The sequence below is a fragment of the Pedococcus sp. P2_E4 genome, from assembly GCF_056403935.1.
Genome location: NZ_JBFUEO010000060.1, coordinates 13755 through 27123 on the forward strand (window position 1 = coordinate 13755; position 13369 = coordinate 27123).

11 protein-coding genes are annotated in these 13369 nt (G+C 71.1%); 3 read left to right on the forward strand and 8 right to left on the reverse strand.

Translation table 11 applies throughout. From position 1 onward, the window contains the following. Positions 1–104: 104 nt before the first annotated feature. Positions 105–2555 (reverse strand): sodium-translocating pyrophosphatase, encoded by a 2451-nt coding sequence (locus AC1DV7_RS17300; protein ID WP_477598571.1) that lies wholly within the window; start codon positions 2553–2555, stop codon positions 105–107. A 177-nt stretch (positions 2556–2732) separates the two neighbouring features. Further along, a complete protein-coding gene (locus tag AC1DV7_RS17305) occupies positions 2733–3077 on the reverse strand; it encodes an anti-sigma factor antagonist (RefSeq protein ID WP_477598572.1) in 345 nt (114 codons plus the stop codon). An 83-nt stretch (positions 3078–3160) separates the two neighbouring features. Between AC1DV7_RS17305 and AC1DV7_RS17310 the strand changes: the two genes are divergently transcribed. Together AC1DV7_RS17310 and AC1DV7_RS17315 are read left to right on the forward strand one after the other, a co-directional pair. After that, positions 3161–5503: a DEAD/DEAH box helicase gene (locus AC1DV7_RS17310; RefSeq protein WP_477598573.1), complete on the forward strand. Its 2343-nt coding sequence runs from the start codon at positions 3161–3163 to the stop codon at positions 5501–5503. 141 nt (positions 5504–5644) lie between these two features. Beyond that, complete coding sequence (locus AC1DV7_RS17315; protein ID WP_477598574.1) at positions 5645–6595, forward strand: hypothetical protein; 951 nt, start codon at positions 5645–5647, stop codon at positions 6593–6595. A 119-nt stretch (positions 6596–6714) separates the two neighbouring features. Here AC1DV7_RS17315 and AC1DV7_RS17320 read toward each other — a convergent pair whose 3' ends face one another. The 4 genes from AC1DV7_RS17320 to AC1DV7_RS17335 form a co-directional block, all read right to left on the reverse strand. Further along, positions 6715–7890 carry a hypothetical protein gene (locus AC1DV7_RS17320; RefSeq protein ID WP_477598575.1) on the reverse strand — a complete coding sequence of 392 codons (1176 nt, stop codon included), beginning with the start codon at positions 7888–7890 and terminating at the stop codon, positions 6715–6717. A 225-nt stretch (positions 7891–8115) separates the two neighbouring features. Further along, positions 8116–8454: an Rv3654c family TadE-like protein gene (locus AC1DV7_RS17325; protein WP_477598576.1), complete on the reverse strand. Its 339-nt coding sequence runs from the start codon at positions 8452–8454 to the stop codon at positions 8116–8118. A 97-nt stretch (positions 8455–8551) separates the two neighbouring features. Further along, positions 8552–8893, reverse strand: a complete 342-nt coding sequence (locus AC1DV7_RS17330; protein ID WP_477598577.1) for a TadE family type IV pilus minor pilin — start codon at positions 8891–8893, stop codon at positions 8552–8554. Positions 8894–8907: 14 nt separating this feature from the next. Next, positions 8908–9102, reverse strand: coding sequence for a DUF4244 domain-containing protein (locus AC1DV7_RS17335; protein ID WP_477598578.1), 195 nt, complete (start codon positions 9100–9102; stop codon positions 8908–8910). Between the two features lie 344 nt (positions 9103–9446). On the opposite strand from AC1DV7_RS17335, the gene AC1DV7_RS17340 reads away from it, so the two are divergent. Beyond that, positions 9447–10682 (forward strand): Fic family protein, encoded by a 1236-nt coding sequence (locus AC1DV7_RS17340; RefSeq protein ID WP_477598579.1) that lies wholly within the window; start codon positions 9447–9449, stop codon positions 10680–10682. Between the two features lie 567 nt (positions 10683–11249). On the opposite strand, the gene AC1DV7_RS17345 is transcribed toward AC1DV7_RS17340, so the two are convergent. Continuing rightward, positions 11250–12518, reverse strand: a complete 1269-nt coding sequence (locus tag AC1DV7_RS17345; RefSeq protein WP_477598580.1) for a type II secretion system F family protein — start codon at positions 12516–12518, stop codon at positions 11250–11252. After that, on the reverse strand, positions 12515–13369 hold an 855-nt coding region (locus AC1DV7_RS17350), incomplete at its 5' end, for a CpaF family protein (RefSeq protein WP_477598581.1). The genes AC1DV7_RS17350 and AC1DV7_RS17345, both read right to left, overlap by 4 nt.

Genomic DNA, 13369 nt, shown 5'->3' on the forward strand with positions numbered 1-13369 from the left:
CCCGTGCGCCGCTGCGCGACCCGGCTTGCCCCGTACACCCGATGCGGCCGGCCCACCCCCGGGGGTGGACCGGCCGCGTCGTGGTGCGTATGACGTGCTGGGGCCTAGCGGTTCACCGGCTCCTCGATCGCGTCGGTGGCCTCGTCGACGGCCTCGCCGGGCTTGGTCTCCGCGCCCGACTTCGGGGCGGCGGCGTCGACGCGAGCGACGGACTCGGTGTCCTCGTCGCCACCGATGGCCAGGTCACGCGCCTTGGAGACGGCGACCGCGGCGACGACGATGACCAGGGCGGCCGCGGCGATGCCGTAGCGGATGGCCTTGTTCTGGTCGTCACCGATCGACAGGGTCACGATGGCCGGGGCGATGAGCACCGACACGAGGTTCATGACCTTGATCAGCGGGTTGATGGCCGGGCCGGCGGTGTCCTTGAACGGGTCACCGACGGTGTCACCGATGACGGTGGCTGCGTGGGCCTCGCTGCCCTTGCCGCCGTGCGTGCCGTCCTCGACGATCTTCTTGGCGTTGTCCCACGAGCCACCGGAGTTGGCGAGGAAGACGGCCATGAGGCAGCCGGTGCCGATCGCACCCGCGAGGAAGCCGGCCAGCGGGCCGATGCCGAGGCCGAAGCCGACGGCCACCGGCGTGAGCGCAGCCAGCAGACCCGGCGTCGCGAGCTCGCGCAGCGAGTCCTTGGTGCAGATGTCGACGACACGGCCGTACTCGGGCTTCTCGGTGTAGTCCATGATCCCGGGGTGCTCGCGGAACTGGCGACGCACCTCGAAGACGATGGCGCCCGCGGCGCGGGTCACGGCGTTGATCGCCAGGCCCGAGAAGAGGAACACCACGGAGGCACCGAGCAGGAGACCGACGAGCACGCTCGGCGTGACGATCTGCAGGTCGAACGCGGTCAGCTGGCGCTGGATGTCGTTGATCTGCCCCTCGGTCAGCCCACCGGCCTGGGCCTTCGCCTGCAGCCCCTCGAGGATCGGGCGGTACTTGCTCTGCCAGGCGTCCGAGTAGGAGCCGAACAGCGCGGTCGCGGCCAGCACGGCCGTCGCGATCGCGATGCCCTTGGTGATCGCCTTGGTGGTGTTGCCCACGGCGTCGAGGTCGGTGAGGATCTGCGCGCCCTCGCCGTCGACGTCACCGGACATCTCGGCGATGCCCTGGGCGTTGTCGGAGACGGGCCCGAAGGTGTCCATCGCGACGATGACGCCGACGGTGGTCAGCAGGCCACAGCCGGCCAGCGCGATGAGGAACAGCGACAGGATCACCGAGCCGCCACCGAGCAGGAAGGCCGCGTAGACCGCTGCACCGATGATGACCGCGGTGTAGACCGCGGACTCGAGGCCCACGCCGATGCCGGAGAGCACCACGGTCGCGGCGCCCGTCAGCGAGGTGCGGGCGACGTCCTTGGTCGGGCGCTTGTCGGTGCCGGTGAAGTAGCCGGTCAGCCACAGGATGACGGCGGCCAGGACGATGCCGATGACCACGGCGAGGATGGCGCTGCGACGCGGGTCGCCGGTGAGGGCGCTGACCGTCTCGTCGGCCGAACCGAGGCCCGCGAAGGTGTCGGGCAGGTAGACGTAGGCAGCCACACCGGACAGGACGGCCGCGATGACGGCGGAGATGTAGAAGCCACGGTTGATCGCGGACAGGGCGTTCTCGCCCGGCTTGACGCGGGTGATGAACACGCCGATGAGGGCGGTGACCGCCCCGATGGCGGGCACCAGCAGCGGGAAGACCAGGCCGTACTCCCCGAACGCCGCGGAACCCAGGATGAGGGCGGCGACGAGCATCACGGCATACGACTCGAAGAGGTCGGCGGCCATGCCCGCGCAGTCGCCCACGTTGTCGCCCACGTTGTCGGCGATCGTCGCGGCGTTGCGGGGGTCGTCCTCGGGGATGCCGGCCTCGACCTTGCCGACCAGGTCGGCACCCACGTCGGCGGCCTTGGTGAAGATGCCGCCACCGACACGCATGAACATCGCGAGCAGCGCGGCGCCGAAGCCGAAGCCCTCGAGCACCTTGGGGGCGTCACCCTTGTAGAGCAGGACGACGACGGACGCGCCGAGCAGGCCGAGGCCCACGGTCGCCATGCCGACGGTGCCACCGGTGCGGAAGGCGATCTTCATCCCGTGGTCACGATCCCCGTCACGGGCGGCCGAGGCGACCCGGACGTTGGCCTTGACGGCCAGGCTCATGCCGAGGTAGCCGATGGCGGCGGAGAACAGCGCGCCGACGACGAAGAAGCCGGACCGGCCCCAGCGGACACTCTCGGTGTCAGCGGGGAGCAGCAGCAGCAGGCCGAAGACGAGGACGACGAAGACGCTCAGCGTCTTGAACTGACGCGCGAGGTACGCCTGGGCGCCTTCCTCCACGGCCGCGCCGATCTCCTGCATCTTCTCGGTGCCGGGGTCGGCCGCCAGGACCTGCTGGCGGAAGAACACACCCATGACCAGCGAGATGACCGCGATGGCGGCCACGGCGATGACCAGGGTGAGGTTGGTGCCGTCGAGCTGCAGAGCAGACGCGGCGGGCGCGAGGCGCGACATTCAATCCTCCTTGGGGGATCCCACAGGTTGTGCCTCCCCCGGGCACGCCAGAGCGACGAGCCATCACGAGGGGGACGATGACGCGAGAGTAATGCACGTCACAGCGAAACTGGAGCCGGGTGAGCAGCGTCACAGATAATTCGTGATGACTTCGACGCCTCAGCGGCGCCTCGTTCGTCAGGAGTTGGACGCCTCTGTGGCGCTCTCGACGGAGGGGTAGATGTGGAACACCTTGTCCAGGCCGGTGATCTTGAAGACCTTCAGGATGCGGTCCTGGGCGCTCACGATGCGCAGCGTGCCGTTCTGACCACGGACCAGCTTGAGGCGCCCGACGAGCACCCCGAGCCCCGTGGAGTCCATGAAGGTGACCTTCTCGAGGTCGACCACGAGGTTGGTGCGCCCGGCGGCCACCTGCTTGTCGAGCACCTCGCGGAGCAGCGGCGCCGTGTAGACGTCGATCTCGCCGGCCACGTGCACGACCGTGACGGCTCCCTGCTCGGTGGTGGAGACCGAAAGATCCACGGCCACCCTTTCACTCGACGTCGACTGCTCGGGCGGACGGGCAGCGACCAGCGCTGTCCGTCCCTCGGATTACGGTAGCGGCAATGTCCACCGACAGCCGCACCGCACCACCCGGACGGGGCGCGTTCGACCCCGCCGCGACCCTGGCCCTGCTCGCCTCGGGTGCGCGAGACGGGCGGTTGCTGCACGTCCACGAGGTGCCGGCGCGGCCCGCGTCGCTCGCCCCGTGGCCGCAGTGGGTCGACCCCAGCGTGTATGCCGCGTGTGCCGGTTCGGGTCTCACCTCGCTCTGGGCGCACCAGCGGGCCGCCGCCGACCTCGCCCACGACGGCAACCACGTCGTGCTCGCCACGGGCACCGCGTCGGGCAAGAGCCTGGGCTACCTGCTCCCCGTGCTCACGGCCCTCGTCGAGGGGGCCGAGGCGCCCACGGGCCGCGGGGCCACGGCTCTCTACCTGTCGCCGACCAAGGCGCTGGCCGCCGACCAGCTGGCCCGGGTCCAGGCGCTCGCGATCCCCGGGGTGCGCGCGGCCACCTACGACGGCGACACCCCCACCGAGGAGCGCCGCTGGATCCGCGACCACGCCCAGCTCGTGCTCACCAACCCCGACCTGGTGCACCACTCGCTCCTGCCGGGCCACGAGCGCTGGGCCCCGTTCCTGCGCCGGCTGCGGTACGTCGTCATCGACGAGTGCCACGTCTACCGCGGGGTCTTCGGGTCCCACCTGGCAGCGCTGCTGCGTCGCCTGCGCCGCGTGTGTGCGCGCTACGGCGCGCACCCGACGTTCGTGCTCGCCTCCGCCACCGTGCGCGACCCGGGCGCCCACGCCTCCCGCCTCGTGGGTATGCCGGTCGCCGCGGTCACCGACGACGGCTCCCCCCGCGAGGCCATGACCTTCGGCCTCTGGGAACCGGGCCGCCTGCCTGACGGCGAGGGGCGACGCTCGGCCACGTCCGAGGCGGCCGACCTGCTCGCAGACCTCGTGGCCGCCGGCGTCCAGACCGTCGCGTTCGCCCGCTCGCGGGCCGGCGTGGAGGCCCTGGCCACGAGCACGCGCCGCCACCTCGCCGAGGTCGACCCGCGGCTGGCAGGCGCCGTGGCGGCATACCGAGGTGGTTACCTGCCGGAGGAGCGACGCGAGCTCGAGCGGTCCTTGCGGTCCGGGGCACTCGTCGGCTTGGCCGCCACCAACGCGCTGGAGCTCGGCATCGACATCAGCGGGCTCGACGCCGTGCTGCTGGCCGGCTGGCCCGGGACGCGGGCGTCGCTGTGGCAGCAGGCGGGGCGAGCGGGGCGGGCAGGCACGCGGTCGCTGGCGGTCTTCGTGGCGGCCGACGACCCTCTCGACACCTATGTCGTGCACCATCCGGACGTCGTGTTCGGGCAGCCCGTCGAGGCGACCGTGCTCGACCCCGACAACCCGCACGTGCTCGGCCCGCACCTCGCTGCCGCCGCGGCCGAGCTGCCGCTGCGCGACGACGACCTGCCGATGTTCGGCCCGCAGGCTCGCTCACTGCTCGACGCCCTCGTGGCCCGCGGGATCCTGCGGCGACGACCCACCGGGTGGTTCTGGGCTCGCTCCGACCGCCCCGGCGACCACCTGTCGCTGCGCGGCGCCGGCGACGTCGTGGGTCTGGTCGAGCAAGGCACCGGACGGGTGCTGGGCACGGTCGACGAGGCATCGGCCCACTCCCAGGCCCACACCGGAGCCGTGCACGTGCACCAGGGGGACACCTACGTCGTGTCCGACCTCGACCTCGAGGGCGGCACCGCCACCGTGGTTCGCGGTGACCCGGGGTGGAGCACGTTCGCTCAGTCGGTCAGCGCCTTCGACATCGTGGGGGCTGCGCGCTCGAGGTCCTGGGGGCCGGTCGAGGTGTCCTTCGGCGCGGTGCGCGTGCACACGCAGGTCACGTCGTTCCTGCGGCGGCTGCCGAGCGGTGAGGTGATCGGCACCCACCCCCTCGACCTGCCGCAGCGCACCCTGTCGACCAAGGCGGTGTGGTGGACGATGCCCGTCGAGTTCCTGGACGAGGCCGGGGTGGCCGAGCCGGACATCCCCGGCGCCGCCCACGCCGCCGAGCACGCGGCGATCGGGATGCTGCCGCTCGTGGCCACCTCCGACCGCTGGGACATCGGGGGGGTGTCCACGGCGCTCCACCCCGACACGGGGCTGCCGACGATCATGGTCTACGACGGTCACCCCGGCGGGGCCGGCTTCGCCGAACGCGCGTTCGACCACGTCGTGGACTGGCTGGGAGCCACCCTCGAGACGGTGTCGTCGTGCGACTGCGAGCAGGGGTGCCCTGCGTGTGTGCAGTCGCCGAAGTGCGGCAACGGCAACGAGCCCCTCGACAAGGCCGGGGCCGTCCGGCTGCTGCGGGCCGTGCTCGCGCAGGCGGCCTCCGGCGCGCCGTCGCGCTGACCGCCGGACCTGCCGCTCGGCGAATCCGAACCCGGCGAAACGGGCATTTGCGCAGGCCACGGGCTAGGGTCGAAGTTCGAACGGCGCTCCCGGCGCCCCGATGCTGGAGGTTTCTCCGTGGTACTCCTTGGCTTGATTCTCGTGGCGATCGCTGTTGCAGCGGGCGTCCTGCTGGTCCTGGGGGCAGAACCGGTATCGACACTCGTGGACCTCGACCTGTCCATCCTCCAGGTCAGCCTCACCCCCTTGGGGCTGCTCATCGCAGGCGCGGCCACGATGCTGCTGCTGTGGCTCGGCCTGATGATGATCCGCGGCAGCGTGAAGCGTCGCCGTCGTCCCGGTCGCGAGGCCAAGGAGGCCCAGCGCCAGGCCGAGGTCGAGGAGAACATCCGGGCGGACGAGCGCGCTCGCGCCGAGGAGACGCACCAGAGCGCCCTCGCCGAACGGGACCGCGTTCGCGAGGAGGAGTTCACCACCAGGCTGGCTGACCGCGACCGGCTCCGGGACGACGAGGAGCAGGCCCGCGCCGACGAGGCCGAGGCCCGGATCCGCGCCGACGAGCGCGCTCGCGTCGAGCGGGAGCTGCGCGACCGTCCAGTCGAGGCGGGCCACGGTGGCGGCACGACGGCTGGCACCGCGGCTGCTGGGGTTGGTGGAGCTGCCGCTGGGGCAGCGGCAACCCGTGCCCACGACGACCGAGAGCACGACTCCGCTCCCGACTCGTCGTCTCACCCGGCGTACGCGCAGGGTGGCGACGACGCAGGCCACCGCGAGGGCGAGACGGAACGGGTGCCGGCCATCGACTCTGACCGCGCTCTCGACTCTGACCGCGCTCTCGACTCTGACGCCGGTGCGACCCACGACGCGAACGGCTCCGCGGCGCACGGCGCTGCGACCACGTCGGGTGACGTCGCGGACTCCGAAGCGGCGGCCAACACGTCTGATGCCTCGTCGTCCGATGCGCCCCAGGCTGACACCCGCGCCGCGGCACGCGCCGAGCGCGAGGCCGCTGCTGAGGGAGCCGAAGGAACCGAGCGTCACCGCACCATGGCCGACAAGATCATGGGGCGGGGGCCGTCCGAGAACGCCTGACGATCTCGTCACGCAAAGGCCCGGCCCCAGGCCGGGCCTTTGCCATGCCCGGACCACCGGGCAACCTGACCGTGATGGGATCCACCCTCTGCGGTCTCGGGAGCTCCGCGTGCGAATGATCAGGCAGCTGTGACTGATGCGTCGGCGACCAGGGTCCCTGCGGTCCGGACGACCCTCGGCTTACCGGTCCAGTTGCCGCCCATGCCGATGAGCCGCTCCACATAGGCAGTGCCGCCCGACACGGCGGCGACGGGCACCGACTCGGGCACGGCGGCGGCGCGGTTGACCCACGTGTTGGTGAGCAGGCACACGCCGCCCTGGACCATGACCAGCGCCGTGTCCTGCTGGTCGGTGAAGTCCGACGGCCGGGCCATGCCGAAGTTGAGCTTGGTGTTGGTGAACGAGACGCCACCTCCCTTGACCACGATGAGCGCCCCCATCGCCGGATCGTCGGCGTTCTGACCCTCGATCACACAGTCGGAGATGTCGAGCCCGCCCTGTTGGGACGCCGGTCCCTCCACAAGGACAGCACGGCTGCCGCCCCGGGCCGTCAGGTAGAGGTTCTTGACGCTGGTCTTCATCACGTTGGAGAAGCGCATGAGGTACTTGCCGCCGTTGGCACCGGCCCACCCGTAGTTCATGGAGGACGGGCAGAACCAGTTGTCCGATCCGCGCAACGAGAACTGGGTGTCCTGGACGCCGACGACGGTCCAGTCGCCAGCCCAGGTGTTGAGGGTCGCCGCGAAGGGGTCGCTCGGAGTGCCGAGGACGTGCTTGAAGCCGTAGAAGGTCAGCGTGTCGAGCCGGGTGGCGTAGGACGTCCCTGCGCTGTAGGGGTGGTGGTAGAACTGCGTCAACCCGTTGGTGGAGCTGAAGCAGATCCCCGCGACCGTCACGTCGTAGGTGGTCGCGGCACCGACAAGCCACGAGCTCGCGCCGCTGCCGCAGTTGAGAGTGACGGTGCACTGTGGCAACGCGCCACTGGTGCCGCCGATCTCGGGGTTCTGCCAGCCGATGTTGGGTCCGAGGATCCTCAAGCCGCTGAAGGTGGTGCGGGTCAGGCTGAAGGTGTGGCTTCGGGCTGCGAGGCGGATGGGCCGACGCGGGCTCGAGGTGCGCGCCAGGTCGAGGGCCGCGGTGAGCTTCTGGTCGTCGGTGCCCGTGAAGGAGTCGAGCAGGATCTCGTCTGCGGCCGTGGCTGCCGACGCGACAGTGGTGGATCCCACGACTGCCACTCCGGCTGTGGTGATGGCGGCTGCACCGAGACCCTTGATGACTGACCTGCGACTGGACATTGCACTCCTTCGAGCCTGGACCCGCGCTCAAGTCCAGAGCGCGGGTGCACGGATGGTAGGGACGGCGATCTGGAACGTGACTGGGGGCCAGTCAGTGGTCCACGACGTCTTCGCACCCCGAAAGGCCCCGCCCCGGAGGGCCTTCGTCTGACAGACGCGCGTCCACCGCGACCGTGACGTCAGGCGACCTATGGCGGAGCCGTCCGAGGACGCCTGACGCACTCGTCACGGTGAAGGCCCGGCCCGGGACCGCGCCATTGCCATGTCCGGACCACCGCCGGGCAGCCTGAGCGTGATCGGCACCTCGTCGACCACGAGCAGGCTCCCGTCGCCGGCGGCGGTGCAGCCCGTCAGTCGCGCACCGTTGCGCCACACCAGAGCGCCCGCCCGCGCGCACGCTTCGCCCGCGTCTGCGCCCGCCTCCAGCGCCGCGGCCCCGGCAAGCGCGCCGAGGTCAGCAGCCGAACGGGCCCGATGCGCCGCTGACACGGCACTGGCGACCGCGGCGCCGCCCCAGAGCACCAGCACGAGAACGCCCAGCACAGCCACCATCGCCACCGTCATGGACCCCTCGTCACCAGGCACGCCCCGGACCCGCTCTGGCCAGTCCTGACGCCCGGAACCGTCGTGAGGCGCGGCACACCGGGCACGCCCGGGCGTTTCATCCCGCGCCACTGGTCACGTCCTCGCGCGCGGCGACGGCTTCGGCACGCGGGGACGCTCGCTCCCCCAGCCAGGCAAACGGCCTCGCGGCACGCCCCACGACTCTCACCGACACGACGTCGGCACTCCCGCCGACAACGATCCGGGCACCGCGCGGCGCCAGTTGCTGACCTTGGGACACCGCCGCGGCGTGGCCGTCACCCCTGGCGACCAAACGGGCGGTTGCCCTCGCAGCATCCACGCACTTGACCTGGTCGACCAAGGTCACCAACCCCGACAGGGCCAGCACCAGCACCGCGAGTACTCCTGGGACGGCGACGGCGAACTCGGCCGTCGCCATCCCGCGCTCGCGAGTCAGGACGCGGTGCCCAGGGCTGCCGTGATGACCGACGCCAGGGCCGACTTCACCCCACCCGATCGCACCACGGCCAGCAGAACGGCTGCGAACGCACACGCCGCGAGCGTGCCGACGGCATACTCCGCGGTGGTCATGCCGGCCTCGGCCGCGCGGCGCACAGTCGAAAACCGTTGTCTCAGAATGCATTTCACGTGTGTCTCCTCTGATGGATGGGTTGGGCAGGTGCCACAAACACCAGTGCACCCGACTCCGGGTCCAAGACCCAGCCCCGGCGAGAGACCTGTGGACGACCCCGACTCGAGGGGTCACCTGTGGACGCTGGTGACCCCGCCTCAGCCGGACACCCCACCCGCGGCGAGGACCAGCACGACCGGCACCACGGCCCAGTCCCGGACGGCTGGGGTCCCACCGCCCAACCGCCGTGAGACGTGTAAGTGAGGTCCCGACGAGACCACAACCTCAGTTGTCGCTCTAAGTGAGGTTAGGAGAATGCTATAACCTCACTTAATGTCCCAAGTGAGGTTATGATGGGTACGTGAGCCTCACTTCGCAACCCCGCGGCCGCGCCGGCATCCCAGCAGGCACCTGGACGCCCGTGGGCTACGAGGACGTGCCTTGGGATGTCAACGCAGCCACGGGCATGACCCGTTACGACCGGTCCATGATTGGTGTCAGCTACCAAGCCAGCGTCCCACCCAACATTGCCGACCTTGACGCCATCGTCTCCGGAGCCGTGTCGGCACAAGCTGAGGAAGCCGCCGCCGCGATCAGCGCGTTCGACACAGACCTCGGCCATGAGGTAGCCCCCTTCGCCTCAGTCCTACTGCGCAGCGAAGCGGCCGCCAGCTCGCAGATCGAGCAACTCTCGGCGTCGGCCCGCAAGATCGCCGAAGCGGAAGTGAACGGCTCAGGCACGCCACACGCCGAGCAGATCGTGGCCAACACCCGCGCCATGAAAGCGGCCCTTGACCTGGCGGACAGACTCGACGAGGACGCCATCCTGTCGATGCACGACGTTCTGATGCGTCCCAGCGACGCGGACATCGCTGGACGCTGGCGCGACGATCAGGTGTGGATCGGCGGCCCAGCACGACTCGGCGCCGGAACACCACACAACGCCGACTTCGTCCCCCCGGTCGCCAAGCGAGTTCCACAAGCCATCCACGACCTGCTGGAGTTCATCCGCCGTGACGACCTACCCGTCATGGCCCAGGTCGCCGTCGCACACGCGCAGTTCGAAACCATCCACCCCTTCCCCGACGGCAACGGACGCACCGGCCGCGCGCTGATGCAGTCGATGCTGCGGACCAAGGGCCTAACCCGGCACGTCTCCGTCCCTGTCAGCTCCGGCCTGCTCGCAGACACGGACGGCTACTTCAGCGCCCTCACCAGCTACCGAGCTGGCGACATCGAACCCGTCGTCGCCTGCGTGGCGCGCGCAGCGCTCATCGGCGTCGACAACGGTCGCGCGCTCGTCGCAGACCTCGAGGACGTTCGCGCAACTTGGGAGAAGCAACTGGTCGGCCTTCGCGCGGACTCCGGCGCCCGCGTTTTGGCCCAGGGCCTCATCCACCAACCCGTCATCTCAGCCGTGGAAGCCCGCGCCATCCTCGGGATCTCGAAGAACGAACATCGGCAGATCGCAGCCCTCGTCGCGGCTGGGATCCTCAAACCGCATCAGGATTACAAGACGCGCAACATGACGTGGCGAGCGCAAGACGTCCTCGACGCACTGGACCGCTATTCGACCCGCGGGGGCCGCCGAGGGTAGGTGTCCGGCCAGGCGGCAGGCGTCTGGCGCCAAGTCCTGTGTGAGCGCGCGGCATGTCCTCCAGCCATGGAACGCACCCCACTCACTACTCACGCATTCGGCCAGCGTGTGGGTCAGTGGCCTGGCTGCGACGGGTCATCGTTGGGGTCCTCTGGCCGGGCCGTGCGACTGTCCAGCACCCGAACCAAGCAGAGCGTGACGGCAACATTCGTGACGTGAACCAACCAGCGCACAAGCGGCGACTCGATCAAGGAACTGCTCGCTTGATACCCGGCGAAGGAGGAAACCAACAGCACAAACCAGGCGGCAATTCGCAGGGCGACACGGCCACCACGGCCACACACAGATCCGCTGAATGCCACGTTGCATCCTTCGCCCGCACCCTCTTGCGGATGCGATCAAGTCCGGACCACGTGCGACGTGCGCACGGGGGCCGCCGACCATTGGGCAGCACTCGATGTGACGAGCGACTGCGTCACACGTGATGCGTGGCCATCAAGCGCCCTGATTTACCCCGGTTTGACCCCCCGACTCCAGGGGTCACCTGTGGACGCAAGTGACCCCGTCTCAGCCGGACACCACACCTGCGGCGAGGGCCAGCACCACCGGCACCACTGCAGTGCACGCGAAGGCCGGCAGGAACCCCAGGCCCAGCGGCAGCACGAGGAACACTCCGGCACGGGCCGCCCGCCGCTGCGCCGCGACCTCCTGCTCCTCGCGCAACCGGGCTGCAGACCGCTCGATCAGGTCAGCGGGCGCCGCCCCGGTCTCGGCCGCGAGGTGCCAGGCGAGAGCGACCGGCCGCCACCCAGGTCCGGCATACGTCCAGGCCTCGGCTGTCGACCTCCCCCAGCGCAGGGCTGCCACCACCGCCCCGAGGTCGCGGCGGACCGGGCCGGTGCTGGCCCGGCCCACCGTCGTCAAGGTCTCGGCCAGACCCAGCCCCGCGCGCATCGCGAGCGCGATGAGGACCAAGGCGTCGGCGAGGGCTCCGGGACCGACGCGGGACGGCCCGGCGTCCACCGCCGACGCACCTGCCCAGGGCGCCGACGACCCCGCCCTCGGAGCGAGCCAGGTCCGGGTCCACGCCCTCGGCGTCCGGCCCCGGCGTGGGCTGGGTTCCCAGGCCGCCGAAGCCAGGATCCGCCGACTCCACCACCAGCCCAACAGGCCGAGGCCGGCGCCCAGCCCGAGGCTGCCGACAGCCAGCGGCGACGAGAGATAGAGCGAGCTGGGGCTCATCCCGAAGAGCAGCCCCACGAACGGCCCCGCAGCGGGCAGCGACGCCAGCACTGCCATCGAGGCCCGCGGGCCCGCGGCGGCCGACGCCAGCCGCTCCTCTGCTCGGCGGCGGGTGCGCAGCACCTCCTCGGCGGACCGCAGTGCCTCCGCCAGCGGCGCGCCCGTGAGCTCCGACAGGGTCCACGCCCGACCCACGAAGGCGAGGTCTGCACTGTCGAGGAGCGCGGCCTGCTCCTTCCAGACCTCACCCAGCCCATCACCCCGCAGCCCCGCCTGCACGAGCTCGTGCAAGGAGCCCCCGATCGGGCCGTCGCCCCCGACAGCCTCGGCCACACATCGCACTGCGGTCGAGGGCGGCGCTCCCGAGGCGAGCGAGGCCGACAACAGGGCCAGCACCTGGACGAGCTCGTCGTGCACGACGGCGTCCCGCACGCCTCTGGGCCGCAGGCGGCGCAGGACCCCCGGCGGGGGCGGGTACCGGCGGCGCGGCAGCCCGCGACCGCCCGGATGCCAGGACCCCTGCGGACCGGGCCACAGCAGCACGAGGACCGCGGACGCTGCGACCACGGCCCAGGCCGGCCCGTCCGGTGTCACCTGGGGTCCTGGCCCAACAGGTCGACCAGCAGAGGCCACCCGTCGGATACCGGACCCCTGGTGTCGAAGGCGGGCACGCACTCCACACCCCGCGCACCGCCGCGCACCACCGAGATCGACTCCACGCGCCGACGGCCGTGCTCCCTCGTGAGGTGCACCACGGCCTGCAGGGCGCTGGAGGCCTGAAGCGCGACCGCCTCGCTGCCCAGACCTGCCAGGGCGCCCAGTGCCTCGAGGCGCGCGGGGAGGTCGGCCGCGGCGTTGGCGTGCACCGTGCCGCACCCACCCTCGTGACCGGTGTTGAGGGCCGCCAGCATCTCGCGGACCTCGGCGCCGCGAACCTCGCCCACGACGAGACGGTCAGGGCGCATGCGCAGCGCCTGCCGCACGAGGTCGACGAGGGTGACGGCGCCACGGCCCTCGACATTGGCGCCACGGCCCTGCAGCCGCACCACGTGCGGGTGGGACACCGAGAGCTCCCGCACGTCCTCGACCACCACGATCCGCTCCGACGCGGGAACCTGGGCAAGCATGGCCGCCAGGACCGTGGTCTTGCCGCAACCGGTGCCTCCCGTCACCAGGTAGGAACACCGTCGCGCGACGAGCGCGTCGAGCACACGACCCATGGGCTCGTCGAACATCCCGCATCGCTGCAGCGCCCCCAGCCCGTCCGAACGAACCCGCGCCACCCGCAGGCTCAGGTGGGCGCCACCGTCGACCAAGGGTGGCAGCACGGCATGCAGCCGCAGCCCGCCGGGGAGCAGCCCGTCGACCCAGGGCTGACTCTCGTCGAGGCGCCGGCCGGCCACCCCGGCGAGCCGCACGGCCAGTCGCCGGGCGGCGCCGGCGTC

Excerpts from the sequence above, each read along its gene's own strand:
- AC1DV7_RS17320 (WP_477598575.1), bottom strand. The coding sequence starts at position 7,890 with ATGTCCAGTCGCAGGTCAGTCATCAAGGGTCTCGGTGCAGCCGCCATC.
- AC1DV7_RS17325 (WP_477598576.1), bottom strand. The coding sequence starts at position 8,454 with ATGACGGTGGCGATGGTGGCTGTGCTGGGCGTTCTCGTGCTGGTGCTC.
- AC1DV7_RS17310 (WP_477598573.1), top strand. The coding sequence starts at position 3,161 with ATGTCCACCGACAGCCGCACCGCACCACCCGGACGGGGCGCGTTCGAC.
- AC1DV7_RS17300 (WP_477598571.1), bottom strand. The coding sequence starts at position 2,555 with ATGTCGCGCCTCGCGCCCGCCGCGTCTGCTCTGCAGCTCGACGGCACC.
- AC1DV7_RS17330 (WP_477598577.1), bottom strand. The coding sequence starts at position 8,893 with ATGGCGACGGCCGAGTTCGCCGTCGCCGTCCCAGGAGTACTCGCGGTG.